Origin of the sequence: Lentzea sp. NPDC051838, from assembly GCF_040681245.1 — a bacterium.
GTDB lineage: Bacteria > Actinomycetota > Actinomycetes > Mycobacteriales > Pseudonocardiaceae > Lentzea.
Map to the genome: position 1 here is coordinate 127,306 of NZ_JBFAYI010000015.1, position 25,621 is coordinate 152,926.

At 69.1% G+C, this 25,621-nt stretch carries 21 protein-coding genes; 6 read left to right on the forward strand and 15 right to left on the reverse strand.

What is annotated here, in order from left to right:
• Window positions 1-28: 28 nt before the first annotated feature.
• A complete protein-coding gene (locus AB0M24_RS28570) occupies window positions 29-2,839 on the reverse strand; it encodes a Tat pathway signal sequence domain protein (RefSeq protein WP_363774372.1) in 2,811 nt (936 codons plus the stop codon).
• A gap of 205 nt (window positions 2,840-3,044) precedes the next feature.
• Here AB0M24_RS28570 and AB0M24_RS28575 point away from each other — a divergent pair, with 205 nt between their 5' ends.
• A complete protein-coding gene (locus AB0M24_RS28575) occupies window positions 3,045-4,223 on the forward strand; it encodes a cytochrome P450 (protein WP_363774375.1) in 1,179 nt (392 codons plus the stop codon).
• 87 nt (window positions 4,224-4,310) lie between these two features.
• Window positions 4,311-6,566 (forward strand): pyruvate dehydrogenase, encoded by a 2,256-nt coding sequence (locus AB0M24_RS28580; protein ID WP_363774378.1) that lies wholly within the window; start codon window positions 4,311-4,313, stop codon window positions 6,564-6,566.
• On the opposite strand, the gene AB0M24_RS28585 is transcribed toward AB0M24_RS28580, so the two are convergent.
• The 3 genes from AB0M24_RS28585 to AB0M24_RS28595 form a co-directional block, all read right to left on the reverse strand.
• The gene (locus AB0M24_RS28585; protein WP_363774380.1) at window positions 6,558-6,815 is read right to left on the reverse strand and encodes a helix-turn-helix transcriptional regulator; all 258 of its coding nucleotides are present in this window, start codon (window positions 6,813-6,815) and stop codon (window positions 6,558-6,560) included. The genes AB0M24_RS28580 and AB0M24_RS28585 overlap by 9 nt on opposite strands.
• A 264-nt stretch (window positions 6,816-7,079) precedes the next feature.
• A complete protein-coding gene (locus tag AB0M24_RS28590; protein ID WP_363774383.1) occupies window positions 7,080-7,706 on the reverse strand; it encodes a UdgX family uracil-DNA binding protein in 627 nt (208 codons plus the stop codon).
• Window positions 7,684-7,863 carry a CsbD family protein gene (locus AB0M24_RS28595; protein ID WP_319981380.1) on the reverse strand — a complete coding sequence of 60 codons (180 nt, stop codon included), beginning with the start codon at window positions 7,861-7,863 and terminating at the stop codon, window positions 7,684-7,686. The genes AB0M24_RS28590 and AB0M24_RS28595 overlap by 23 nt, the downstream gene beginning before the upstream one ends.
• Before the next feature lie 188 nt (window positions 7,864-8,051).
• On the opposite strand from AB0M24_RS28595, the gene AB0M24_RS28600 reads away from it, so the two are divergent.
• Entirely contained in the window at window positions 8,052-8,396 is a 345-nt protein-coding gene (locus AB0M24_RS28600; protein ID WP_363774387.1) for an ANTAR domain-containing protein, read from the forward strand.
• Here AB0M24_RS28600 and treZ read toward each other — a convergent pair.
• The 6 genes from treZ to AB0M24_RS28630 form a co-directional block, all read right to left on the reverse strand.
• Window positions 8,315-10,036 carry a malto-oligosyltrehalose trehalohydrolase gene (gene treZ / locus AB0M24_RS28605; protein WP_363774390.1) on the reverse strand — a complete coding sequence of 574 codons (1,722 nt, stop codon included), beginning with the start codon at window positions 10,034-10,036 and terminating at the stop codon, window positions 8,315-8,317. The two genes, AB0M24_RS28600 and treZ, sit on opposite strands and share 82 nt — an antisense overlap.
• Complete coding sequence (gene treY / locus AB0M24_RS28610) at window positions 10,033-12,105, reverse strand: malto-oligosyltrehalose synthase (RefSeq protein ID WP_363774393.1); 2,073 nt, start codon at window positions 12,103-12,105, stop codon at window positions 10,033-10,035. Before treY ends, treZ begins: the two co-directional genes overlap by 4 nt.
• Window positions 12,105-14,210, reverse strand: coding sequence for a glycogen debranching protein GlgX (glgX, locus tag AB0M24_RS28615; RefSeq protein WP_363774396.1), 2,106 nt, complete (start codon window positions 14,208-14,210; stop codon window positions 12,105-12,107). Before glgX ends, treY begins: the two co-directional genes overlap by 1 nt.
• Window positions 14,211-14,940: 730 nt before the next feature.
• Window positions 14,941-15,231 carry a hypothetical protein gene (locus tag AB0M24_RS28620; protein ID WP_363774399.1) on the reverse strand — a complete coding sequence of 97 codons (291 nt, stop codon included), beginning with the start codon at window positions 15,229-15,231 and terminating at the stop codon, window positions 14,941-14,943.
• 105 nt (window positions 15,232-15,336) lie between these two features.
• Window positions 15,337-17,148 carry a 4-alpha-glucanotransferase gene (locus AB0M24_RS28625; RefSeq protein ID WP_363774402.1) on the reverse strand — a complete coding sequence of 604 codons (1,812 nt, stop codon included), beginning with the start codon at window positions 17,146-17,148 and terminating at the stop codon, window positions 15,337-15,339.
• Between the two features lie 105 nt (window positions 17,149-17,253).
• Entirely contained in the window at window positions 17,254-17,679 is a 426-nt protein-coding gene (locus AB0M24_RS28630) for a RidA family protein (RefSeq protein ID WP_363774405.1), read from the reverse strand.
• 22 nt (window positions 17,680-17,701) lie between these two features.
• Between AB0M24_RS28630 and AB0M24_RS28635 the strand changes: the two genes are divergently transcribed.
• Window positions 17,702-18,052, forward strand: coding sequence for a hypothetical protein (locus tag AB0M24_RS28635; protein ID WP_363774408.1), 351 nt, complete (start codon window positions 17,702-17,704; stop codon window positions 18,050-18,052).
• Here the strand turns inward: AB0M24_RS28635 and AB0M24_RS28640 are convergent.
• Complete coding sequence (locus AB0M24_RS28640) at window positions 18,033-18,956, reverse strand: LacI family DNA-binding transcriptional regulator (RefSeq protein ID WP_363774570.1); 924 nt, start codon at window positions 18,954-18,956, stop codon at window positions 18,033-18,035. The genes AB0M24_RS28635 and AB0M24_RS28640 overlap by 20 nt on opposite strands.
• 31 nt (window positions 18,957-18,987) lie before the next feature.
• On the opposite strand from AB0M24_RS28640, the gene AB0M24_RS28645 reads away from it, so the two are divergent.
• Window positions 18,988-19,437 carry a peroxiredoxin gene (locus AB0M24_RS28645; RefSeq protein WP_363774411.1) on the forward strand — a complete coding sequence of 150 codons (450 nt, stop codon included), beginning with the start codon at window positions 18,988-18,990 and terminating at the stop codon, window positions 19,435-19,437.
• Here AB0M24_RS28645 and AB0M24_RS28650 read toward each other — a convergent pair.
• Together AB0M24_RS28650 and AB0M24_RS28655 are read right to left on the reverse strand one after the other, a co-directional pair.
• Window positions 19,424-19,906, reverse strand: a complete 483-nt coding sequence (locus AB0M24_RS28650) for an MmpS family transport accessory protein (protein WP_363774414.1) — start codon at window positions 19,904-19,906, stop codon at window positions 19,424-19,426. The two genes, AB0M24_RS28645 and AB0M24_RS28650, sit on opposite strands and share 14 nt — an antisense overlap.
• A gap of 46 nt (window positions 19,907-19,952) precedes the next feature.
• The gene (locus AB0M24_RS28655) at window positions 19,953-20,861 is read right to left on the reverse strand and encodes a TIGR03619 family F420-dependent LLM class oxidoreductase (RefSeq protein WP_363774417.1); all 909 of its coding nucleotides are present in this window, start codon (window positions 20,859-20,861) and stop codon (window positions 19,953-19,955) included.
• A gap of 87 nt (window positions 20,862-20,948) precedes the next feature.
• Between AB0M24_RS28655 and AB0M24_RS28660 the strand changes: the two genes are divergently transcribed.
• A complete protein-coding gene (locus tag AB0M24_RS28660) occupies window positions 20,949-23,759 on the forward strand; it encodes a BTAD domain-containing putative transcriptional regulator (RefSeq protein ID WP_363774420.1) in 2,811 nt (936 codons plus the stop codon).
• Here the strand turns inward: AB0M24_RS28660 and AB0M24_RS28665 are convergent.
• On the reverse strand, window positions 23,723-25,006 hold the full coding sequence (locus AB0M24_RS28665) for a nucleotide disphospho-sugar-binding domain-containing protein (RefSeq protein WP_363774423.1): 1,284 nt from the start codon (window positions 25,004-25,006) through the stop codon (window positions 23,723-23,725). The two genes, AB0M24_RS28660 and AB0M24_RS28665, sit on opposite strands and share 37 nt — an antisense overlap.
• A 13-nt stretch (window positions 25,007-25,019) precedes the next feature.
• The gene (locus tag AB0M24_RS28670; protein ID WP_363774426.1) at window positions 25,020-25,619 is read right to left on the reverse strand and encodes a TetR/AcrR family transcriptional regulator; all 600 of its coding nucleotides are present in this window, start codon (window positions 25,617-25,619) and stop codon (window positions 25,020-25,022) included.
• Window positions 25,620-25,621 lie beyond the last annotated feature (2 nt).

Here is a 25,621-nt window from a genome sequence, read left to right on the forward strand (position 1 = left end):
TCACTCCTCGGGCGGCGGCGGGTGACGGTCAGGCTTTGGGTTTCTCCAGCGTGATCGCGAAGACGTGCAGCCGCGGACCGGTGGTCTTGGGCAGCGTGACGCCGGTGAGGTCCTTCGCGGGATCAAGCTCCAGGGTCTGGTGGAAGATCGACACCTGCTTCTGCACCGGACCACCTGGTGTGTGCATCAACGTCGTGGCAACGGGTTCCGACTCACCGAACTGCGGCCGCTGCTGCCACGCCGTCACCCGGAACCGGGCAGCCGCGGCACCGTCGGCGTAGACCACGGCACCGTCGGCTTCGACGTTGTTGGTGTCCGCGGCCGCCAGCAGGTGCAGCTTCACGTACTTCCCGGCGGGAACGGCCAGCGTCTGCCCGGCGGCGATCACGTTGTTCTTGCTCGCCTCGTCACCGTTGTGGAACTCGAACAGGATGCTGTCGTCGGTCACCGACCCGGTCTGCGGCAACTGGGCGGCCGGATACGTGTTGCCCAAGCCGTCGAAGTTGCCGTCACGACTGGTGAACTCGTTGGACAGTCCGTCGTTGTCGAGCGCCGCGCTGATGTCCACCGGCACCGCGCTGCCACCGGGCGGCAACGCGGGCAGCCCCCACCGCTTGCCGGGCTCGGTGATCCGCACCGGCGCGATCGTGAAGTCCCGCTCACCCCGAGCGTGGATCAACGCGTCCTGGCCACGACGAAGCTCAAGCTCGACGACCCCGTCGCGCACGCTCCAGCGCGAGCAGCCACGCACCTCGATGCGGCCCTCGATACCCGTTCGGATCCGGCACGGCTGCCCCGCTTCGCTGTGCACGCGCACGAACCGCGTCTTGCCGCCCCGCCGCACCGCGCTGACCAGGAACGCGCCCTCGGTGCGGGTGTCGTGGATCGTGACGTCCTGCCACACCGGAGGCACCGCCGGGAAGATCCGGATCAGCCCGCCCCAGCTCTGGATCAGCATGTCCTGCAACGACTTGGCGGCCGACAGAGGCGTCTCGATCACCGGACCTGCCTCGAAGTACATCGTGTTGGGCTGGGCGAACCGGGCGACGAACTCCCGCAGGTACTTCAGCGCCTCGGCACCACGCGTCATCTGGGCCGCGATCGACGCCGCGCCGGTGAAGGTGAAGCCGCGCAACGACCCCTCGAAGCTCAGCCAGTGCTTCAACGAGCGTTCGATCAGGTCGCGGCGTTCCGGCTGCTCCCAGGTGACCTCGTGCAGCGGGTAGACCGCGAGCATGTGCGAGTAGTGCCGGTGCGACTTCGCGAACGGCACCCCGGCGCCGATCATGAACCCGCCCGCGTCCGCCGGGTACTCGACGAGCTGGTCGAGCACCTCCTGCCAGCGAGCAGCCAGCGGGTCGTCGATGCGCAGGATCCTGGCCGACTCGATCAACGTCCGGCACGACCAGCGCAGCAGCGCCAGGTCGAAGTTGCAGTCGGGCGCGACGCCGTACTCGGGCGAGTAAGTCGGCAGCAGGTGCAGCTTGCCGTCGTTGCCCTTGCGCAGGAAGTGCAGGTAGTAGTTGGTGGAGCGGCGCAGCACCGGGAACACCGTGTCGCGCAGGATCCGCTCGTCCATCGTGTGCCGGTAGCTGAGCCACGCGTTGTGCAGCAACCAAGGCAGGTTCCCGATCTCCGGGTCCGGCGACGGGTGCAGCGGCGAGCCGACGAAGCCGGCGTCCTGGAACGTCGGGTCGGTGCTGCGGCGCAGGCCCATCGAGTCGGCGCGGAACTCCGGTCTCAACGCGTCGACCAGGATCTGCTGGTTCTGCGAGATCGTGCGCGGAATCGGGTCCAGCTCCAGGTGGTTGGACGCGAGCACGGCCCAGTACTCCAGCTGCGCGTTCAGGTTGAACCACACCGACGGCCACGGCGTCGGCTCCAGCCACGGCCCGGTCGTCGGCATGATCGGGGCTTCCGCGCGGGCACCGGACGCGAGCTTGTACAGCTGGATCCAGTAGAAGCTCTGCATCAACGCGTCCGGCACGGACACGAAGCTCTTGCGGTAGAAGCGATGCCACCACTTCTGGTGCTGGTAGCGCAGCATCTCCGGGATCGACGCCCTGCTGACCGCGGCACGGACCTCGGCCTCGGCGGTGCGCTCGGGGAACGAGTGGGCGACCGACAGCAGCAGTTCCGTGCGGCCGTGCAGCTTCTTGACCTGGTACGCCGTCGCCGTCTGGCCGCCCGCGACCATCTCCTGGGTGACGAGCGTGAGGCCGTTCTCGGTGCGCGTGACCGGTTTCGGGTTCAACGGCAGCGTCGCCGGCGGTGGTTCGCGGATGACGCGCGGGCTCAGCGCGTCCAGTGCCAGGAACTCCAGCTTGAACGCCTTCTCGCCGCTCGACGGCCGCACTTCCAGGTGCAGCAACGACTTCTCGGCGTGGACGAACGTCCGGATGGTGAGCTCGCCCTTGTCGGTGACGATCTTGCCACGCAGCTCGGCGTTCCACAGGTCGAGCCGGAGATCGACTCCGGTGATCTTGCCGACCGGCGTCAGCAGCACGCGCCCGACCGGCAGCCGCGCCACTCCCCATTCGTTCCCGAACTGGGGCCGGTGGTCCTGCACCAGGGCGTGGTCGACGGTGAACCGGATCGCGTTCGCCCCCGGCTCGCGGTACATCGCGGTGGCCAGGAAACCGTTGCCCAGGAACGGACCCTCGTACCAGGCACGCGGAACCCGCTGCCACACCAGGTCCTGCTCACCGAGGAACCGCTCCCAGTCGATCCTCGTGGCACATCCGGACGCCTCCACGTCCGCACTGGCCGTTCCAGGCAGCGCCGTGAGCGCCGCCCCAGCCACTACCCCACCGAGCAGTCCGCGCCGCGACAGATCCACAGAACACCTTTCACGTCCGCGGGCGGCTGCGAACAAAGATCGGAGGTGTGCCTACGAGCGCAGCCTATGACGGGCCTCACAGCGGGTCAAGGTCGGCCAACCCTCGGATGAAAGCGTTTACCACCGCGATTCAAGACGGGATGGTGGTGATCACGCTCTCCCGGCTCGCATGATGAGGGTCCGTCACGAGTTCCGGAGGATGCCCATGACTGCGCGCTCCTACCCGTTCGGTCCGGTGGACGGGCTGGTGATCGACCCGATGTACGGCCGGCTCCGCGAGGAAGAACCCCTCGCCCGCGTCAAACTCCCTTACGGGGAAGAAGGTTGGCTGCTCACCCGCTACGACGACGTCCGCATCGCCCTCGGCGACGCCAGATTCAGCCTCGCCCAGGCCGCCGTCCGCGACACTCCCCGAATGGGCCCGCAGCGGATGGGCGCGATCCTGACCGACCTCGACCCACCCGACCACACCCGGCTGCGCAGGCTGCTGGCGCACGCGTTCACCGTGCGCCGCGTCGAGAAGTTGCGCACCCACGTGGAAACAGTGGCCGCCGAGCTGCTCGACGAGATGGAGAAGGCCGGTCCGCCGGCGGATCTCGTGACGGCCTTCGCGGTTCCCCTGCCAGGACTGATGATCTGCGAGCTGCTCGGCGTGCCGTACGACGACCGCGACCACTTCCAGGAGCTCGCCGCCGCGTTCATGTCGGTCACCGCGATGACCGACCAGGAGAAGCTGGCGAGGCTCGGCGAGCTGGCCGGCTACCTCGGCGGACTCGCCGACCGCAGGCGTGAGCACCAGGAAGACGACCTGATCAGCGCGTTGGTCGTGGCGCAGGAGGACGGCGACCGGCTCACCGGCGAGGAACTGGTGCAGCTGCTGGTGTTGTTGCTCGGCGCGGGCTACGACTCCACCGCCGCCCAGATCGCCAACTCGGTGTACGTGCTGCAGCGGTTCCCCGACCAGGCCGAACTGCTGCGCGCCCGGCCGGAGCTGATGCCGGGCGCCGTCGAGGAGCTGATGCGCTGGATCCCCGCGCAGGAGGTCGCCGACATCATGCCCCGGTACGCCCTGGAGGACGTGGAGCTGAGCGGTGGCACGGTGCGGGCGGGCGAGCCGGTGCTGCTCGCGAAGCACGCGGCGAACCGGGATCCGCGCCAGTTCCCCGATCCCGACCGCTTCGACGTCACCCGGAACGCCAAGGGGCAGCTCGGGTTCGGGTTCGGGCCGCACCACTGCATCGGCGCGCAGCTCGCCAGGATGGAGCTCCAGGTGGCGCTGACGACGTTGCTGGCCCGGTTCCCCGGCCTGCACCTGGCCGACGAGGTGCGGTGGCGCAAGGGCCTGGCGATGCGAGGACCGCTCGCCCTGCACGTCGCCTGGTAGGCGTTTTTCCGGCTGAGAACGCGCGGCACGCCAGAACCCCCGCTCGTGTCTTGCTCCTGGCGGCGGGGGTTCGGTGCACTGCGACGCATGACGGAAGCCGTCCAGGCCACGGACCTCGACACCCTGCGCGCGCTGGAGCAGCGCGTGCTGTGGCTGTCGACCGCGATCGTCGACCACGCCAACCGGGTGCGGCCGAACACCACCGGGTTGAAGGTGGGCGGCCACCAGGCCTCTAGCGCGTCGATCACGAGCATCATGACCGCGCTGTGGTTCGAGCACCTGCGGCCGGAGGACCGGGTGTCGGTCAAGCCGCACGCATCGCCTGTCCTGCACGCGATCGAGTACCTGCTCGGGCTCCTGGACGACGCCGACATGACCTCGTTGCGCGCTTTCGGCGGCCTGCAGTCCTATCCGTCGCGCACCAAGGACCCGGTGCCGGCCGACTACTCCACCGGGTCGGTCGGCATCGGCGCCACGGCACCGATCTGGGGCGCGCTGTCCCGCCGGTACGTGGGCGGGCACTTCGCCGCACAACCGCAAGGACGCCAGTACTCGTTGGTGGGCGACGCCGAACTGGACGAGGGCGCGTGCTGGGAGGCGATCCTCGACCCGATGGTCGCCGGGCTGGGCGAGATCGTGTGGATCGTCGACTTCAACCGGCAGTCGCTCGACCGCGTGGTGCCTCTCCTGGCCGCCGACCGGATGCGCGCGCTGTTCACCGCCGCCGGCTGGCAAGTGATCACCGTCAAGTACGGCGCGGTGCTGGAGGAGCTGTTCACGCGGCCGGGAGGTGCGGCTCTGCGCGACCGCATCGACACCATGACCAACGCCGAGTACCAACGTCTGCTGCGCCACACGCCGTCGAAGCTCCGCGCTTCCCTGCCCGACCTGGACGTCAGCGACGACCACCTCACGGAGGCGTTCCGCAGCCTCGGCGGGCACGACCACGCGGCGCTGCGCCAGGCGTTCGAGGCGATCGACGACTCCCGGCCGACGGTGATCATCGCCTACACCGTGAAGGGGTACGGACTCCCGACCGCCGGGCATCCGCAGAACCACTCCGCTTTGCTGACCGGAGCACAGTTCGAGGAGCTGGCGGTCCGAAGTGGAATGTCTGCTTCCCAGCCGTGGCAACGGTTCGCTGACGGCACCGCCGAACACGCCGTGTGCTTGGAAGCCGCCCGACGACTGCGTCGACCTCCGGTCGAGGGCGCTCAACCTCCTGCTGTGCCAACGGATCTGGGCCGCACGCCGTCCGGAACCGCGACCACGCAGTCCGCCCTCGGCCGAACTTTGCTGGACCTCAACCGGGCAGCACCGGCCGTCGGTGCGCGGGTCGTCACCGTGTCGCCGGACGTCAGCTCCAGCACCAACCTCGGCGGCTGGGTCAACAAGGTCGGCATCTGGTCCACCACCGAGGGCGTCGACTGGTTCGCCGACGACGCCGAGACGATCCTGCACTGGCGCGAACGCCCGACCGGTCAGCACATCGAGCTCGGCATCGCGGAGACCAACCTCGTCGGGCTCCTCGGCGAGCTGGGCGCGACGTGGAGCCGTTGGGGCCAGCCGCTTCTGCCGATCGGAGTGCTCTACGACCCGTTCGTGACCCGCGCGCTGGAACCGTGGTCGTTCGGCATCTACGCGGGCGGCCAGTCGATCCTGGTCGGCACCCCGTCCGGCGTCACGCTGGCGCCGGAAGGCGGCGCGCACCAGTCGATCACCACACCGTCCATCGGCGTCGAGCAACCCGGCTGCACCACCTGGGAACCGGCGTTCGCGCTCGACACCGAGTGGTGCCTGCTCGCCGCTCTGGCCCAACTGGGCCGCCCCGGCGGCTCGTCCACCTACCTGCGCCTCTCCACGCGCCCGGTGGACCAGCGACTGGCGGCCGTCCCGACTGATCCCGCAGCGCGCGAACGACGGCGCAAACAGGTCGTGGCCGGTGGCTATCCCCTGCGGCGCACCAACTCCCCGGAAGCCGCGATCGTCGCGATGGGCGCTCTCGTGCCCGAGGCCCTGGACGCCGCCGAACGACTCGAAGGCATCGGCGTGAACGTCGACGTCATCTGCCTGACCAGCCCGGACCTGGTGTTCCGCGCGGCGCAGGCCCGACGTGGCAGCGGCGACGCACCGACGTGGATCCTCGACGCGCTGTTCCCCACCGACCTACCGCTGGTGACCGTGCTCGACGGACATCCGCACACGCTGGCGTTCCTGGGAGGCCGGGCGATCCATCTGGGAGTGACGGAGTTCGGGCAGTCGGGCGACCTGGACAGCGTCTACCGCGCCCACGGCATCGACACGGACAGCATCATCACCGCGGTCTTGGACGTCCTAGGCTGACCGGCTCTGCGGCGCCAGCAGCTCGTTGATGGAGTCCAGCGAGATGTTCAGCGCACCCGCCAGCGCGGCGATCGTGAAGAACGACGGCGTGGGAGCACGCCCCGTCTCGATCTTGCGCACGGTCTCGGCCGACAACCCGGCACGCGCCGCGATCTCGACCATGCTCTCCTCGCCGCGGGCGTCCCGCAGCAACTGACCGAGCCGCCGGCCGCGCTCCCGCTCAGTCGAGGTCAGGGGAATGCGAACCATGAGTGCGGATTCTACGCGAAACAGGCGAGTCAGGCGGCGTGAGAAAAGTCCGTTGCAGGGCCAGCCGATCAAGGCATAGGTTCGCAGTACACAAGAGAGGAGGTGGTCCAAAGTTGTATAGCTATCGGACTCGTGAGGTGGCTGTCCGCTAGGACCGCCCTCGGTAGCGCCTAGTGCAGAACCAGGCAGCCACCCGACCCCCGGACTCTGAGCGCTGGTCCCGCTCGGCCTGCTCGCGCAGGAGTCGTCCGGGGGTTGTCCCATTCACAGGGACTTCTTCAACGCCTTGAGGTCCTTCACGAACGCGTCGAACGCCTCCGTGAAGTTCTCGGCCCGCACCACCGCCGACGGGTGCACGGTCACGCCGACCCTGAGATCCTCGTGTTCCAGCACTTCACCCCGGTGCTCGGTGAGCTTGAACGACGGCCCCAGCACCGCCTTCGCCGCCACCGCACCCAAGCACACGACCAGCTGCGGCTTCACGACCCGGATCTCCTCCCGCAGCCACGGGAAGCACGCGACGACCTCGGACCGTCGAGGCTGCTGGTGGATCCTCCGCTTGCCGCGCTCGGTGAACTTGAAGTGCTTCACCGCGTTGGTCAGATAGATCTCGGACCGATCGAGGCGAGCGGCCGCGAACGCCTTGTCCAGCAACCGCCCAGCAGGCCCCACGAACACGTGCCCCTCGGCGTCCTCGCGGTCACCGGGACACTCCCCGACCATCATCAGCCGCGCCGGCACCGGTCCCTCGCCGAACACGGTCTGCGTCGCTTCCTGGTAGAGCTCGCACCCGTGGCACTCGCAGGCGGCCGAACGCAAAGCCGCCCAGTTCCTCCCCTCGGGGACGAACTGGGCGGCGGAGACGGTCCTACTTGTCCGAGCGGAAGGCATCCTTGACCTTCTCGCCGGCCTGCTTGATGTCGGCCTTGGCGCGCTCGGCGCGGCCCTCGGCCTGCCACTGCTCGTTGTCCGTGGCGTCGCCGACGGCTTCCTTCGCGCGGCCCTTCAGTTCATCGGCCTTGTTGCTGAACTTCTCCTCAGCTCCCATGCAACTCGGTTACCCGGCGAGCACTGTCCGAAACAGTTGATAAGGTGATCACTCGCGGTTGAGAACCCAGCCGCAAGCCGATGTGACGGCTTGCCCTGGGTGTGCCCGCCCTTCGCAATGCAGCTCCCAGAGCACCGTCGTCGCACCGGCATGCCGCTGTGACCATGACGACGCGAAAGGAGCCGGCGGTGTCGTCCGCGAGAATCACCGCCCTCGAGGCCGAGGTGGCGGGGCTGCGCAAGGCTCTGGCGTCCCGGACCGTCATCGGGCAGGCCACGGGCCTGATCGCCGCACGCAAACCCTGCACACCCCAGCAGGCGTTCGGGCTGCTGGTGCACATCTCCCAGCACCACAACATCAAGCTGCACGTCGCCGCCGACCGGCTGGTGGCGGCGTTCGTGCACGCTCATCTGGGCCGACCGGTGCGGCCGGCCGACCAGATGTTGTGGGATCACGTCGACGCGACGACCGCGAACGACTCCGGGGAAAGCGACGACGGGTTCGCCGAGGAGGTCAGCAGCACCTCGCCCTGAGGCAGCGGGACGGGCGTCGTGCCGAGGTTGACCACCACGCGGGTCTCGCCGCGGTGCAGCACGAAGCACAGCCCGTCCTGCTCCACCACGAACCTGTCGAGGCGCGGGTCGGCGAGCTCGGGACGGGCCCGCCGCAACGCGATCAGCGCTTTGTAGGTGTCCAGCACCTTCGCGTGATCGGCGTTGCGCAGTTCGTCCCACTTGAGGCGCGAGTTCTCCACGGTCCGCGGGGACATCGGGTCTGGCACGTCCGACTCGCCCCAGCCGTGCCGCGCGAACTCCCTGCGCCTGCCCGTCCGCACGGCCTCGGCCAGCTGCGGGTCCGGGAAGGACGCGAAGAACTGCCACGGCGTGCTCGCCGCCCACTCCTCGCCCATGAAGATCATGGGCGTGTACGGCGAGGTCAGCACGATCGCGGCCGCGCACAACAACTTCCCGGTCGACACGGTCGCGGGCAGACGGTCGCCGGTCGCGCGGTTGCCTATCTGGTCGTGGTTCTGCGTGTACGCGAGGAACCGGTAACCAGGGATCAACGCGGTGTCGACCGGCTTGCCGTGGTGCTTCTCGCGGAACGACGACCAGGTGCCGGCGTGGAAGAACACCTTCTCCAGGGTGTTCTTCAGCGCTCCCGGTGCCGCGAAGTCCTCGTAGTAGCCGAAAGTCTCACCCGTCAGTGCGACGTGCAGACAGTGGTGCAGATCGTCGGACCACTGCGCCTGCAGGCCGTAGCCGCCGCCTTCGCGTGCCGTGACCAGCTTCGCGTCGTTGAGGTCGGACTCGGCGATCAAGGTCAACGGACGTCCGACACCCGCGGAGAGCGCGTCCACCTCGACGGCCAGCTGTTCGAGGACGTGCACCGCGCGCCGGTCGTTGAGCGCGTGCACGGCGTCGAGCCTGAGCCCGTCGACGTGGAACTCCCCGAGCCACTGCAGCGCGTTGTCGATCACGTACCGGCGCACCTCGTCGGAGTTCGGCCCGTCGAGGTTGAGGCCGGGACCCCAGTCGTTGCGACCGGCGAAGTACGGGCCGAACTTGTCCAGGTACGCGCCGGACGGTCCGAGGTGGTTGTAGACGACGTCCAGCAGCACGGCGAGTCCTCGCGCGTGGCAGGCGTCCACGAACCGCTTGAACCCGTCCGGGCCTCCGTAGGGCTCGTGCACCGCGCCCCACAGCACGCCGTCGTAGCCCCAGCCCTCGACGCCGTCGAAGCTGTTGACCGGCATGACCTCGACGAACGTGATGCCGAGGTCCACCAGGTGGTCCAGCTTGCCGATCGCCGCGTCGAACGTGCCCTCCGGCGTGAACGTGCCGATGTGCAGCTCGTAGATCACGCCGCCTTGGAGTGCCCGGCCGGTCCAGCTCTGGTCGGTCCACTCGAAGTCGTGCCGGTAGACGCGCGATGCCTCGTGCACCCCGCCCGGCTGCCACAGCGACCGCGGATCCGGATACGCCCTGCCCTCGATGACGAACGCGTAGTCGGTGCCGGGTGGCGTGTCGACGGTGGCGAACCACCAGTCGCCCTCGCGCTTCATCTCGTGGTCGAACCCGTCCACCCTCGCATGGACCGACTCCGGGGTCGGAGCCCAGACGGAGAGTGGCAGCGGGTGGGCGAGGTTGCCCTGGCTACCGGATCCACTCATTCCCCACCTCGCACCAGCAGTGCCACCGGATACCGCTCCAGCATCTCCGCCAGCCCCTCCGACGCGGCTCGGCCCGTCACCACGTCCGTCCACCCTGGACCCGGCAGCGGCAGAACCGTGTCCTGCCAGCCCTTCCGCGCCAGCCCGACCGGCAGCCGCGTGGCCACCGTGATCACGTCGCCTCGTTGGAACGCCAGCACGTGCTCCGCCGCCGGGCCCTCGGCGCGCAGTGGCCGGTAGCCGTGCAGACCTCGCCGCCGGACGTGCAAAGCCTTCTGCACGACCAGGAGCTTCGCGGCACCCGAGTCGTCTACCTCCGGCAACCAGCCGTCCTCGATGCGGCGCAACAGATCCCTGCGGACCTCGTAGTCGACCGGGCGGCGGTTGTCCGGGTCGACCAGCGAGAAGTCCCACAGCTCGGTGCCCTGGTAGACGTCCGGCACGCCCGGCGCGGTGAGCTGGACCAGCTTCTGCCCCAACGAGTTCGCGTACCCCGGCGCCTTGATCCGTTCGGCGAACGCGGCGACCTCGGGCTCGTTCAGCACCTTCGCGGGCCAGGCGGCGACCTCGGCGTCGAACTCGGCGTTGCGGTCGACCCACGACGTCTTGATCTTGGCTTCCCTGGACGCCTTCTCCAGGTACTGGCCCAGGCGTTCCTCGGTGATCGGGAAAGCACCGACGAGCGACTGCCACGCGAGCCGGTTCAGCGACGGTTCGGAGATGCCGTGCTTCTCCGACATCGCACTCTCGAACGCCAGGTAGGAGTCCGGAATTTCGGCGAGCACCGCGAGCCGCGCGCGGACGTCCTCCGAACGCTTGGTGTCGTGCGTCGACAGCGCGGTCATGGCTTGCGGTGTCTGGGCTTCACGTGCCTGGGCGCGCTGGTGGAACTCCTCGACCGGCATCCCGAACCGGTCCGGTGAGCCGCCGACCTCGTTGAGCGCCACGAAGTTCGTGTAGCGGTAGAAGGCGGTGTCCTCGGTGCCCTTCGCGACGACCATGCCGGACGTCTGCTGGATCCGGGTCGCCAGCTCGCCGTGCGGATCCGCGCGCACCTGCTCGTCCAGTGCCCTTGCGGCAGGCGATGTGGCTTTCCGGACCGCGGTTTCCCAGTGATCGGACCCTTCCGGCAGGTACGACCGGTACACCGGGAAGTTGACCATCACCTCGGCGACGGCCGCGCAGGCGTCCTCGAACTCGACACCCTGGACCAGCCTGGCGATCCGGCGCACCTCGGCGACCAGGATCGAGTCGGCGACCTGCTGCCGTGACGCGTGCTCGACGGTGTGGAAGTCGCCGGCGAACGCGTCGGTGGGCGCGATGAACACACCGCAGACCTCGCGCAACGCGTCGTACCCCGTGGTGCCGTCGACCGGCCAGCTCTGCGGCAGCGACTCGTCCGGCCCGAGGATCTTCTCGACGACCAGCCAGCCGTCGAAGTGCTCGCGCAGCCTGCGGAAGTAGCCGCCCGGATCAGCGAGGCCGTCCGGGTGGTCCACGCGCAATCCCGTGACACCCCACGACAACACCTCGCGATGCGTCGCCTCGAACACCTCGGGATCCTCGACGCGCACCGCCGCGAGCTCGGTGATGTCGAAGAACCGCCGGTAGTTGAGCTCGGAGTTGCCGCGCCGCCAGTCGACCTTGACCGAGTGCTCGCCAGGTTCCTCGGGTGATCCTTCCGCGAGCACGGGCAGGAGCACGCGACCGGACGACCAGTCGATGTCGAAGTACCGCGCGTACCTGGACTCCTGGCCGTTCGCGAGGACGTCCTCCCACCACGGGTTCGGCACGACCATGTGGTTCGGCACGATGTCGACCACGAGCCCGAGCTCGTGCTCCTCCAGGCTCTTCTGCAACGCCCGGCGGCCTTCGTCGCCTCCCAGCTCGGGCCGCGCACGGGTCGGGTCCACGACGTCGTAGCCGTGCGTCGACCCCTGCCGCGCGTCGAGCATCGGCGACGCGTACAGCGCACCAACGCCCAGGCGCGCAAGATAGTCCGCGATACCGGCGGCGTCGGCGAAGGTGAAGTTCGGGGTGAGCTGGACGCGATACGTCGAAGCGGGCATCAGCCCACCCTCTGCAGCACGACGAGCGACCGCGCGGTGAGGGTCAGCTGCCCGCCCGCGACCACGGGCTTCTCCCCGTTGCCGACGTGCCCGGTCGTCGTGTCGACCATCACCGTCCACTCAGGACCGTACTCGACGTCCGGCAACGTCACCTCGATGTCCTCGTAGTGGGCGTTGAACGCCATCAGGAACGAGTCGTCGACCACCCGCATGCCACGCGCGTCCAGGTCCGGGATGCCCTCGCCGTTGAGGAAGATGACGACGCACTTGCCGAAGTCGTCCTCCCAGTTCTGCTCGGTCATCTCCTCGCCGGACGGGGTGAACCACGCGATGTCGCGCAGCTCCTCACCCTTGCGAATCGGCCGGCCCGCGAAGAACCTCCTGCGCCGGAACACCGGGTGCTTCTTGCGGAACGCCGCCAGCGCGGAGGTGAACTCGACCAGCTCGGAGTTGGCCTCCAGCAGGGACCAGTCGATCCACGACACCTCGTTGTCCTGGCAGTACGCGTTGTTGTTGCCGTGCTGCGTGCGCCCGAACTCGTCGCCGTTGACGATCATCGGCACACCCTGCGACAGCAACATCGTCGCCATCAGGTTCCGCCGCTGCCGCGCCCGCAGCGCCAGGATCTCGGGGTCGTCCGTCGGCCCCTCGACCCCGCAGTTCCAGGACCGGTTGTGGCTCTCGCCGTCCTGGTTGTCCTCGCCGTTGGCCTCGTTGTGCTTCTCGTTGTACGACACCAGGTCGTTGAGCGTGAACCCGTCGTGCGCCGTCACGAAGTTGATCGACGCGTACGGCCTGCGCCCGTCGTCCTGGTAGAGGTCGCTGCTGCCGGTGATGCGCGACGCGAACTCGCCGAGCGTCGCCTGCTCACCCCGCCAGAAGTCCCGGACCGTGTCGCGGAACTTGCCGTTCCACTCCGTCCACAGTGGAGGGAAGTTGCCGACCTGGTACCCACCGGGCCCGACGTCCCACGGCTCCGCGATCAGCTTCACCTGCGACACCACCGGGTCCTGCTGCACGACTTCGAAGAACGTCGCCAGCCTGTCCACGTCGTAGAACTCCCGCGCCAGTGTCGCCGCGAGGTCGAACCGGAACCCGTCGACGTGCATCTCCGTGACCCAGTACCGCAGCGAGTCCATGATGAGCTGCAACGTGTGCGGCGAGCGCACGTTCAACGAGTTACCGGTACCCGTGTAGTCCATGTAGAACTTCGGGTCGTCCTCCACCAGCCGGTAGTACGACTCGTTGTCGATGCCTCGCATGGAGAGCGTCGGCCCGAGGTGGTTGCCCTCCGCGGTGTGGTTGTAGACGACGTCGAGGATGACCTCGATGCCGGCCTGGTGCATCGCCCGCACCATGCCCTTGAACTCCTGCACCTGGTTCAACGGCAACGCCGAGTAACCGTCGTGCGGCGCGAAGAAGCCGATCGTGTTGTAACCCCAGTAGTTGCTGAGCCTGCGCTCGGCCAGCGTGTGGTCGCTGATGAACTGGTGCACCGGCATCAGCTCGACGGCCGTGACGCCCAGCTTCGTCAGGTGGTCGATCATCACCGGATGCGCGAGCCCGGCATAGGTGCCCCGCAGCCGCGGCGGAATCTCGGGGTGGTCGATGGTGAGACCGCGAACGTGCGCCTCGTAGATGACGCTCTCGTTGTACGGCGTCTTGGGCAGCCTGTCGTTCGTCCAGTCGAAGAACGGGTTCACCACCACGGACTTCGGCACGTGGGGCGCGCTGTCGGTGTCGTTGCGCTCGTCCGGCGACCCGAACTTGTACCCGTACAACGCCTCGTCCCACGCCAGGCCGTTGGAGATGGCCTTGGCGTACGGGTCGATGAGCAGCTTGGTGGGGTTGCACCTGAGCCCGCGAGCGGGGTCGTACGGGCCGTGCACGCGGTACCCGTACTTCTGACCTGGGCCGACGCCCAACAGGTAGCCGTGGTGGACGAAACCGTCCACCTCCGGCAGCCTCACACGGGTCTCTGCGCCGTCCTCGTCGAAGAGGCAGAGCTCGATGTACTCCGCGACCTCGGAGAACAGGGCGAAATTGGTGCCCACGCCGTCGTACGCGGCGCCAAGCGGGTAGGGCCTTCCAGGCCAGGGTCGCACGATGCTCCTCACAGAACGGCGGCTACCGACAGACCATATCCACGCGACAACGTCATGGCATCACGCCGTTGTGACGGACGGTCCGGTCCTCGACTGATCCGGCCGGCCGGTGCGTGGTGAACGCTGCACGGCCGCCGGCCCACCTGAGGTGGGACTTCCGGGCGACTCCACGTCCGTTCGAGCCTCGCGGCTGCAGGTCTCTGATACCTGCTGTGCTTCTCACCACGAGCAGGTCTTCGAGGACGGAACCACCGGTCGGCCACGGACAGTCGGCTACCCCGCCGCCGCGTCTTGTACGCCAGCCGGGAGCGAATCTCAGCGAATCCCGCATCGGCGGCTGAGCAGGCGGCCGATCAGCGCGGTCCACCTCGATTCGGCGGGCCGGCTTGCGGGTGGACTCATACGGCCTGGACGAGTGGGGCACTGCCGGGGTGGGGGCCTCGGGTGCGATCCCGCAGCCGGCCTCAGCCTCGCGCGGGCCCATCACGGCCCTGACCAGCGCAGGGCCCCAGTGGGACGCGAACCACGCAGCACCACAGTGCGCGGACGATGCCCGCGCCTGCGCTGGGGTCGGGTCCAATGCGAACCGGTAGGCCTGGTGGACGATCACACTCGAACCCTACGAGCGGGCACCGACGAAATCGGGCCCGTCACTCGAAGGTTCTCACGAGAGTGGGAGCGGCTGAATTCGATCGTGTGATCGTCGCAGCGAGGCGGCTACCGGATGCAGTCACACTCCTTCGTGCGCCAACACGAGCTGGCCACGGGCAGCGGTCAGCAGCGTGCGTGCTTCCTGGATCTCCACGTACTTGAGGTGCTCACACGCGGCCTCCGCGCACGCCAGCGCGTGCTGCAGAGCGATGTTGTCCTCCACGGGTCCTGCGTCCCGCAGCGCGTCACGCAGGGATTCCTCCGCGCGCCGTGCCCCGACCACCGGGTCGCCGAGTGCAGCCGGTCTCACCGAAGCGAGGACCTGCTCGACGGCCAGTTCAAGCACGCCGGTTGGGTTCCGCGTGCTCACGGCTGAGCTCATCTGGTACGCCACCTCCAAAACGTTCGTCGTCCGCCGTCGGGTGACGGCTTTACAGTACTCCGCAGGTGCGTGACCTGCCGTTACGTGGAAGTTTCATCTTTCCCGGCTGCGCAGCGGACGGGTGATGTCCCGCACGCGTGGAAAGAAATCGTCCAACGCCACGGGCAGGGGAATTCTCCAGTTCGGGTGCTCGTCGATCGTGCCCGGCACATTGGGCTGCCGGGTTTCCCGCAGAGCGTCCTGAGGTGAAGTCAGGACCAACGCGCAGGGTGCCTGCGCGAGCAACTCGTGGGCGCCCGCGACCCGGTCCGCGGGGTCGATGCCCTCCGCCAGCATCAACGCGTCGAAGTCCGGGCCGTCCGGGCCAGCGAAGAACGTCGCGGCCGTCGGGAGGTCGTGCGTGGAGATGCTGGCCATGGCCCGCGGGTTCCACTGCGACGGCGGGATCAGCGGGTGGCCGTCGGCGTAGTAGTCGCGCTGGAAGTAGAGGACGGCGCTGGTCAGCATGCCGTTCTCCTGCAACGTCTTCGTGACGACCGGCTCGACCGTGCCGAGGTCCTCGCCGACCACGACAGCGCCGGCTCGGTACGCCTCCAGAGCCAGCACGCCGAGCATCGCGTCGGCGTCGTAGTAGACGTACGTGCCACGTGACGGCGGCTCGCCCGGCGGGATCCACCACAGGCGCCACAGCCCGGCGACGTGGTCGATGCGGATGCCGTCGGCATGCTTCAACACCGAGCGCAGGACCTGGCGGAACGGGCGGTAGCCGGTCTCGGCGAGCTTGTCCGGGCGCCACGGCGGCAGGCCCCAGCCCTGGCCGTCCGCGCTGAACGCGTCGGGTGGCGCGCCGACCGTCACGTCGATGGCGAAGACGTCCGGGTCCGCGAACGTGTCCGCGCCGCCCGGCGAGACGCCCACCGGCAGGTCGTGAATGACGCCGATGGCCATGCCGGCCTCGTGCGCGGCGAGCCGCACGTCCTGCAGCTGGCGCGTGCACAGGTGCTGCAGCCACGCGTGGAAGGCGACTCGATCCGCCGGAGCCTCGCGGTCCGCGGGCCAGGAGCGCCAGTCCTTGCCGTGGATCTCGGCCAGCGCGCAGTAGGTGGCGAAGGCGCGCAGGTCCGCGTCCATCTCGACGTCGCCGCCGGGGAACAGCAGCTCCAGCGCCTGCTTCTTCGCGTCCCAGATCACGTCGTAGTCGATCAGGTCGGCGTTCGGCGGGCGCAGGTCGCGGATCAGCTGCCGGGTGCGCGGGCCTGCCTGCAGGAACTCCGCGGTGTCGGCGATCCGCAGGTACAGCGGGTTCGCGAACCGGCGGCTGGTCGGCGAGTACGGCGAGCGCTCGACCGGGTGGGTCAGACTGGGTGCCTGCACCGGGTTGACCAGCACGACGCCCGCTTCCAGCTCCAGACTGCTGCGCCGCGCGATCGTGGCGAGGTCGGCGAAGTCGCCCATCCCCCACGAGTCGTTCGAGCGGGCGGCGTAGAGCTGCAGCATCCAGCCCCAGGTGTGCGGCACGTCCGGCAACGTCCTCGGCGCGACGGCCAGCGTGATCGTCTGCGTCGCCGTCTCCACCCGGTGCCAGCCGAGCGGCAACGAATCGGGCAGGCGGCGTTCGACCTCGAACGTGCCGCCGTCCTCGAGATGGACGGTCGCCGGCCCGCGCAGGTCGTACGTCTCGTACTCGCGGATCACGATGGTGGGCGGGAGGACGCGTTCGGCCCGGCGTTGCTCGACCAGCGCGAGCTCGCGGGCCACGGAGTCCTCAGTGGACGCGTCGACGCCGAACTGGGCGAGGACCTTGACGACGACCTCGGTGTCGACGGTGACCTCTTGCTGGTCCGCGTTCTCGTACCGAGTGGCAACGCCCCAGGCGTCCGCCAGCCGCGCCACCAACTCCTCCACAAGTACAAGCTATGTCACAGCTCGATGCGTATTACCAGAGCAAATGGTCCCTGGTCACCCGAAGGGTGCAGGCCGGTCGAGACCACACCCTCAGTTGCATTTTACTTAGACATCCGATGCTTCTGCCGGAATGGCGACAACAGCCTCGACCTCGACCAGAAAATCGGGCCCGAACAATGCCGCGACCTGGACGAGAGTGCTCGCCGGGTTGTGCACTTCTCCCAGCGCGGGCCGCAGAATCTCGTCACGGACATCACGAATGGTCTGAACCTCCGAAGCATCAAGCACATACCAGGTGAACTTGATGACATCCGACCAGTCGGCGCCGAGGTTTTTGATCACGTGATGAAGATTGCTCAACGCCTGCCGGGTCTGCGCCCCCAGGTCGTCGACGCCGACCACGCAGCCCTTGGCGTCGACCGCGATCTGGCCGGAGACGAACGCGACCTTCCCGGTGACCGTCACGGCGTGGGCGTAGCCGGGGGTGTTCGGCAACGCGGGCAGTTCGGTCAAACGCTCTTCGACAGGCATGCGCTCACAGTACTTTCCCGCCGTGCGCATCTTCCTGTGGCTGCTCGTCGCTGTGGCGGTGGTGCTGTTGATCTGGCTGTTCGCCGCCTGGAACATCGCGGAGTCCGCGGCCAAGCGCGACGCGACCGGCCAGATCCAGGACATCACCGCAGCGCTGCGTGCCGCCGTGGCGGACGGGGAACTGACACCGGACGAGATGCGGGCGATCGGCGTCTCCGAGGTCAGCAGGGAGAACGGCAGACTCGTCGTGAGCGGGCGCACCTACGCGGAACGGACGTGGTGGGCGCCGCTCGCCAACGGCACGGCCACCCGCGAAAGGTCAGCGGAGTGGGCCGTCAACGGGACGCACGTGACTATCTACCCGCAGGGCTGACCGGGCCGCTGGAGTTCCGGACGACGAGCCGCACCGGGTGCTCGGCCGGTTCGATCTCGCCACCGCGGATCAACGTGAACAGGTCCGCGACCGCCCGCTCGCCCTGCTCCTTCGCCGCACCCTCGACCGCGGTCAGCCCGACGACGCGGGTGAGCTCCTGCCCGTCCAGCGACACGATCGACACCTCGTCCGGCACCGCGCGCCCGTCGCGTTGCATGCGCAGGTAGATGCCCAGCGCCGCCGCGCCGTTCGAGCTGATCACGGCGGTCGGCAGCCGTTCGCCGTCCAGCAGGACGTCGACCACCTGCTCGCCGCCGTCGACGGTCGGCGAGCACCAGACCGTCCACTCCGGACGGACCTCCAGCCCTGCGGACACCAGGATCTCGTCGTACGACTCGTCCTCTCCGTCCGACAGCACCAGCGCCACGTCTCGATGCCCGAGGGACAGCAGGTGCTGCAAGGCCGTCTGCAACGCGTGCCGCAGATCCGCGTCGTCGACGGTCACATGAGGAACTTCGAGTGAAGCCAGCGCGGTCTGTTCGGCCTCTGTCAAAGACATGGACAGAAGAAGCACTCCGTCGACCCGGCGCCCCAGCGGCAGCTCGTCGAAGAACTTCTCCCTCGACGACTCATCACCGAGCACGTACAGCAGCACGTCGTAACCGGCCTGCCGCAGCGCGCCCTCCGCACCGGCCAGCACAGGACTGACCTCGGACGTCAGCACCGCGATCGCATACCGGCGCCCACCGGCCAACGACGACGCGTCGCGCGCGATGGCGTACTTCATCCGCCGCGCGATCTCGCTCACGTGCTGCCTGGTCGCCTCGGACACGCCCGGTTCGCCGCGCAGGGCCCGCGATACGGTCGCAGCGGACACCCCTGCAGCCTTGGCCACATCGGACATGCTGGTCACGGTTCGAGAGTATTGGAGATCCATGAAGCCCGGCGACCTCGCCCCCGACTTCTCCCTGCCCGACCAGGACGGCACCGAGCGCAAGCTGTCCGAACTGCTCGAGAACGGCCCGGTCGTGCTGTTCTTCTACCCCGCCGCGATGACGGCCGGCTGCACCGCGCAGAGCTGCCACTTCCGCGACCTCGCCGCCGAGTTCACCGAGGCCGGCGCGCAGCGCGTCGGCATCTCCACCGACGACGTCGATCGCCAGAAGCAGTTCGCGGAGCTGAACAACTTCGACTACCCGCTGCTGTCCGACGTCGACGGCGAGGTCGCGGAGCAGTTCGGGGTGAAGCGCCGGTTCGGGCCGATCCCGGTGAAGCGGCACACGTTCGTCATCGACGCGGACCGCGAGATCATCGAGGTGATCAAGAGCGAGTTCTCGATGAACGCGCACGCCGACAAGGCGCTGGCGGCACTCAGGAATCGGTGATCGTCAGCACGCCGTAGGGCCCGGAAGCCTTGCCCTCGCGGACAGTCGTGCCGTCGATCGTGTACTTGCCGTGCACCTCGGCGCCGTCCGGGCCCGCCACCACCACGAGCATCACCGACATCGGGGCGTCGGTGGGCACCTCGACGGTCTTGGTCCACGGCAACGTCACGTTCGGCTCGTTGTGGATGGACGCGCCGACGGTGGCGGTGACGTTGAACGCCTTGCCGCTCCCAGTCACTTCGAACGTCACCACGCGCGTCGCGGGAACGGATGGCTCCGGCGAGCTCACAGCCTCGGAGGTCGGGCTGATCGTGCGGCGGAGCATGCTCGTCACGTGGTTGCCGAACGTGAGCGTGCCGACGACCAGCAGCGCCACGACGAGCAACATCACCCACGGCCACTTCGGCGACGGTGGCGGCGGCTCGTGCAATGGCGGCGCGACGCCGTACTCAGGTGGCAGCTGCGACATGGAAACCTCCCCCTCACCAGGGAGTTCGGCGTCGCGCCTCCCGCTGTTACTGGACCGCGGAGATCAACGTCCGCGCCAGGTCGAGGTATTCGTCCACATCCCACGCGGTCAGCTGGAAGTCGACGAAGACCTCGTCCACCAGGCCGTCGACCCGCCGCACGTAGTCCGCGAGCTGGCTGACCGTGCCCACGTGCGGGACGTGGGCCGGATCGGCCTTGTCCGCGGTGATGTGGGGGTTGATCCGCAACGGGAACCGCAACGCGCCCGGATCACGCCCGAACGACAAGGCCTGCTGCTTGATCGACTCGATGGTCTGAGTCAGCATCGGCAACGGCAGGCCGACAGCGAGCCAGCCGTCCGCCCGGCGCGCGATGCGGGTGAAGGCCGCGGGAACCAGACCGGCGAGCAGCACGGGCGGGCGCGGCGACTGCACCGGCTTGGCTTTGACCAGCGACTCTGGCACCGTCCACAACGGACCCTCGTGCGCCACCAGATCGCCACCCCAGAAGGCGTCGAGCACGTCCAGCGTCTCGTCGAGCCGCGCGCCACGGCCCTCCCACGGCACGCCGGCGGCCTGGTACTCGTCGCGCATCCAGCCCACGCCGATGCCGAGGTCGATCCGGCCGCCGCTGAGCTGGTCCAACGTCGTGACGGTGCGGGCGAGCAGCGCGGGCGGCTGCCACAGCGCGTTCAACGTGCTCGTGCCCAGCCGCACCCGTGAGGTCGAACAGGCCGCCGCCGCGAGCAGTGTCAACGGATCGAGGAAGTTCTCGTACGCGGACGGGATGACGCCGTCCGGGCTGATGTAGCGGTCGCGTGGCGCGGTCGGGAGCAGCAGCCGGTCCGACACCCACAGGCTGTCGAAGCCCATGCCCTCCGCTTCGACGGCGACGCGCAGTGCGGCGGAAGGATCGGCGAACACGCCGTACTGGGGCAGGGCAAGACCGAGTTTCATGCGGACCAGCGTGCTCCACGCCCCTTTCTGCCGTCTTAATTCGCAGGTCAGCCACCGTGGACGCGCTCACATGGGAAACTGCCCGCCATGCGGTTCCACCTGCTCGGTCCGGTCGAGGTGTCCGGCGACGACGGCACCCCCGTCGCGCTGCCGGGTGCCCGCGCCAGGGCGATCCTCGCGATGTTGCTGATCTCCAGGCCGAACGTCGTGACCGCGAGCAGGCTGTTCGAGACCGGGCACACCGCGAAGGACCCGGTGAACGCGCTGCACGTGCAGATCGCCAAGCTCCGCGCCGCGCTGCCGGAACCGCGCCTCGTCTCCGAACAGGGCGGCTACCGGCTGATCACCAAGCCGGGCGAGGTCGACGTGGACGTGTTCGTGGAAGCCTGCGCGACAGGAGCCGACCTCCGGAAGGCGCTCGCCACCTGGCGCGACCCGGTCGACTACGAGTTCGCCGAGGCCTGGCGCGCGGAGCTCGAAGAACTCCGGCTCACCGCACTGGAGACCGCGATCGACGCGGAGATCTCGCGGGGCGAGTTCCCGGTCGCGGAACTCACCGGGCTCGTCGCGCGGCACCCGCTCCGCGAACGCCTGGCAGGGCTGCTGATGCGCGCGCTGCACGGGGAGGGACGCAAACCGGAAGCGCTGGTGGTGTTCAGCGAACTGCGCGAACGCCTGGCAGACGAGCTGGGTGCCGACCCGTCGCCGGAGATCGCCGCGCTGCACCTGGAACTGCTGCGGGACGTGACCACGACCGGCGATGTGCCGCACCCGGTGGCCACTCGAACAGGCCGGGGCCACCCCGCCGCCGGCAACCTGCCCCACCCCGTCGGCACCCTCGCCGGCCGGGACACCGAGCTCGCCGACCTGCACCGAACCCTCCGCGAGCACCGGCTCGTCACCGTGACCGGACCCGGCGGCGTCGGCAAGACCCGCACAGCGCGCGAACTGGGCCACCGGCTGCGCGACGCGTACCGCGACGGCGCCTGGATGATCGAACTGGCCTCCACCGCTCGCGACGGCAGCGTGCTGGATGCCGTCGCGGCGACGGTGCTGGAGGGTGGGGCGCCGCGCGACCGGGTGCTGTCGTGGTTGCGCGACCGGGAAGCGTTGCTGGTGCTGGACAACTGCGAGCACGTCGTCGACGACGCGGCCGAAGCGGTGAGCCTGCTGCTGGGCCGCTGCCCGCGGCTCACCGTGCTCGCGACGAGCCGCGAACCGTTGTCGATCGAGGGCGAACGCCAGTTCCCGTTGGCGCCACTGGCACTTGCCGACGCCATGCGGTTGTTCCGCGACCGCGCACCGGCAATTCGCGGCGACGACACCGCGCTGGCCCAGCTGTGCACGCGTCTCGACGGATTGCCGCTGGCCCTCGAACTCGCCGCGGCCGGCACCCGGTTGTTCTCCCTGAACGAGATCGAGTCCAGGTTGGACGGCCTCGCCAACGCCACCCGCCACGCCCCGGCACGTCACCACTCGCTGCGGTCGGTGCTGGACTGGAGCTACGATCTGCTGCCCGACGCCGAACGCCAGGTGTTCGCGGGCCTGTCGGTGTTCCGCGACGGCTGCACGTTCGCCGACGCGGAACGGGTGTGCGGCGCCTCCTCCGCCGTGCTCGCGCGGCTCGTCGACAAGTCGCTCGTCGTGCCGGGCCCGGACGGTCGCTTCCGGCTGCTGGAAACCGTCCGCGCCTACGCCTCGGGCACCGCGGACACGACGGAGTTCCGCTCCCGCCACGCGGACGTGCTGCTGGCGTTCGCGCAGGAGGTCTACGCCGGGCTCAGCTCGACCCGCAAAGACGAGCTGCTGCGGCGTTTCCTGGCCGAGCTGCCGAACCTGCGCGCCGTGACGACGTGGCTCCTCGACCGCGGCGACACCCCTCGGGCACTCGCGCTGCACGGCGTGCTGGGCTACTTCTGGTACGTCAGCGGCCGCGAAGCCGAGGGCGCGCGGTGGCTCGGCCGCGCGCTCGCCTCGTTCGACGCGGCTCCCGTCCCCGGCTGCGACGGCCCGCTGTCCCTGGCCCTGGCGTGGCACAGCTACCTCGGCTGGCTGTCCGGCACGCTGGCCGATCCCTGGCAACCGGCGGCCCGCGTCCGTTCGCTCTACCGCACGACATCCGTCCCGGAGGAGGTGCGGATCGCGCTGGTGGCCGTCGCCGTCGTGGCCGTCCACCTGCGTCCGGACGAGGCCCGGACGTGCCTGGAGGAGACCGAGAAGGCCCTGGCGGACATCGACCACCCGTGGCTGGAGGCGATGCTCGACGCCGTCCGCTCCGACCTGCACCGCCGCGCCGGTGACCTCGAGGCCGCGGTCGAGGCCGCCACCGCGAACCTGCGCTACTTCGAGGGCATCGGCGACACGTTCGGCATCGTCTACTCCGAACTGCGGCTGGGCGACGCCGAGGAGCACGCCGGCCACCGCTCTCGTGCTCGCGAGAGGTGGACCCGAGCCCGCGACGCCGCCGGACTCTCGCCGGTGAAGCGCGGGCACGCCGAACTGCGCCTGGCCTACCTCGACCCCACGACCACCGACCTCACCGCACTCCGCGCCTCCGCGCACGAGTGGGCCGCCCACGACCTCGCCACCGCCGCGACCACGCTGCTCGGCCTCGCGCACCTCGAACGCGGTGAGGTGTCCGAGGCCGTCGAACGCTTCCGGGAGGCGGTGGCGGAGAGTCGGGCCCTGCCGGTGCGAACGGCCGTCGCGGCGGCGCACCTCGTCGCGCTGGACGGACCTCGGTGGACGGACGAGGTGAGCAAGGCGGTGGAGAGGATCACCGACCCGCTGCACCTCGCGGCGCTCCGAGCGGTGCTGCGGGAGATTCCGGGCTTGGAGGGGATCAGCAGGACCCTTCCAGATCAACCGGCTTGTACTCCGTTGGCAGCACTCGTCTGAATCAAACGTTCAACGTATCCGGCGCTCAGCTCTCCTGCGTCGTGCCGCCGGTACTCCTCCCCCAACATCTCCGCCCGCGCCCGGAACCCCTGACCACCCAACACCTTCCGCACGGCAGCCTTAATCGCCTTCTCCGACGGCGTCGAGGTCCGCAGGTTCAGCCCAGCACCCGACCTCTCCACCCGAGCCGCCACCTCGGGCTTGTCCTCGGTCATCCCCGCCACCACCAGCGGCACTCCCTGAGCCAGCGCCAGCTGCACCCCGCCGAACCCGCCGTTGGTCACCATCGCGGACACCAGCGGCAGCAACCGGTCGTACGGCAGGAACGGCGCCGCGAAAGCGTTAGGAGGCAACGGCCCCACGTCGTGCGAACCAACACTCGCGACCACGGTGACGTCCTCGTCGGCCAACGCCCGGATCGTGGGCAGCACGAGCTGCCCGAGATCCATGTCGGCGACCGTGCCCTGCGTGACGTGCACGATGGGTCGGCCAGAACTCACCATCCGCTCCCACCACGACGGCAGCTCGACGACAGCCACGGGATCCACCAGCGCCCCGACGTACTTCACCTGCGGCGGCAGGAAAGCACGCGGGTGCTCCAGCGCCGCGACACCGTTCTGCAGGTGCAGGTGCGCGGACACACTCGCGAGCCCGCGCTCTCCGGCCGGCAGACCCAACGTCGACAGGATCCGGTCGCGGTGCTCGTAAACCGGCTTGAACACCACGTTGTCCAGCAACGAACGCACCGCCGCGTAAGACAGCCGCGCCACCACACCGGACCGGTACCGAAGACCGGGTCCGAACGGCGGCACGTCCGCCGCGGGCAGCATCATCGGCGTGACACCAACGGAAACCGCGCGCGGCCCGCCGAGCTGCTCCAGCACCGTGGCACCGACGTACGCGGTGTCGTGCAGCACGAGATCAGCGGGACGAGACGTCAGCACCCGGCGCAGGTCGTCGACCTGGGCCGGGATCGGGTCGAGGAACACCGCGCGCATGTCGTAGCGCAGCTTGGCGACGCCCTTGAGCGAGGTGCGCTCGGGGAACAACGTGTCGACGTTGCGCCCCATGTGGTCGATCGACGGGTTCATCGCGACGAACTCCGCGCCACAAGCCGTGACGCGCTCCTCGAACACCCGGCCCGTGCACCAGCGCACGTGATGGCCGCGCGAGGTCAACGCACGGGCGATGGGCAACAGCGGTGCGACGTGGCCGGGCACGGGCATGGTCGCGAACAACAGGTCCATGCCGGAAAGGAGATCAAGCAGGCCTTTCCGGATACTGTCCGCCGGCGGAAAGCCCGGACAGCACGAAGTCCGCGATCTCCCCTGCCAGCACCGACGGCGGCTTCGGGCCGTCCGGCCGGTACCACATGGGCAGCTGGTTCACGACGCCCAACGCGATCCGCACGACGGTGTCCGCAGGGACCGCAGAGCTGAACGAGCCGTCCGCCTGCCCCTTCTCGATCACCGCGAGGAACGTCTCGTGGTACCGGCGGCGCTCGGCGCGGAACTCGGTCATCCGGTCCTCGCCGAGCCGGTGCAGCTCGCGCACGAACACGGCCGTCTCGTCGACCCGTTCGGCCGTCGAGACCACCAGCGAGCCCAGGATCTCCCGGACCGTCTCCCCGGCGGACAAGCCGAGCCCGATGATCCGGTCCATGTCGGCGGACTGGGACGTGATCAGCAGCCGGTAGATCTCGAAGAGCAGGTCGTCCTTCGCGCGGAAGTAGTGGTACAGCGCGCCTTTGGTCACCTCCGCGGCCGTGACGATCTCCTGCACCGAGGTCGCGTCGTAGCCCTGCGACGCGAACAGGCGCACGGCCGCGTCGATGATCTTCTGCTCGGTCGCGCCGGGCACGG

Coding starts and splice junctions, on each gene's coding strand:
- AB0M24_RS28650 (WP_363774414.1), bottom strand. CDS start 19,906: ATGTCGCAGCTGCCACCTGAGTACGGCGTCGCGCCGCCATTGCACGAG.
- AB0M24_RS28590 (WP_363774383.1), bottom strand. CDS start 7,706: ATGCCTTCCGCTCGGACAAGTAGGACCGTCTCCGCCGCCCAGTTCGTC.
- AB0M24_RS28660 (WP_363774420.1), top strand. CDS start 20,949: ATGCGGTTCCACCTGCTCGGTCCGGTCGAGGTGTCCGGCGACGACGGC.
- AB0M24_RS28645 (WP_363774411.1), top strand. CDS start 18,988: ATGAAGCCCGGCGACCTCGCCCCCGACTTCTCCCTGCCCGACCAGGAC.
- AB0M24_RS28580 (WP_363774378.1), top strand. CDS start 4,311: ATGACGGAAGCCGTCCAGGCCACGGACCTCGACACCCTGCGCGCGCTG.
- treZ (WP_363774390.1), bottom strand. CDS start 10,036: ATGAGTGGATCCGGTAGCCAGGGCAACCTCGCCCACCCGCTGCCACTC.
- AB0M24_RS28655 (WP_363774417.1), bottom strand. CDS start 20,861: ATGAAACTCGGTCTTGCCCTGCCCCAGTACGGCGTGTTCGCCGATCCT.
- AB0M24_RS28630 (WP_363774405.1), bottom strand. CDS start 17,679: ATGCCTGTCGAAGAGCGTTTGACCGAACTGCCCGCGTTGCCGAACACC.
- AB0M24_RS28640 (WP_363774570.1), bottom strand. CDS start 18,956: ATGTCCGATGTGGCCAAGGCTGCAGGGGTGTCCGCTGCGACCGTATCG.
- AB0M24_RS28575 (WP_363774375.1), top strand. CDS start 3,045: ATGACTGCGCGCTCCTACCCGTTCGGTCCGGTGGACGGGCTGGTGATC.
- AB0M24_RS28585 (WP_363774380.1), bottom strand. CDS start 6,815: ATGGTTCGCATTCCCCTGACCTCGACTGAGCGGGAGCGCGGCCGGCGG.
- treY (WP_363774393.1), bottom strand. CDS start 12,105: ATGCCCGCTTCGACGTATCGCGTCCAGCTCACCCCGAACTTCACCTTC.
- AB0M24_RS28665 (WP_363774423.1), bottom strand. CDS start 25,006: ATGGACCTGTTGTTCGCGACCATGCCCGTGCCCGGCCACGTCGCACCG.
- AB0M24_RS28595 (WP_319981380.1), bottom strand. CDS start 7,863: ATGGGAGCTGAGGAGAAGTTCAGCAACAAGGCCGATGAACTGAAGGGC.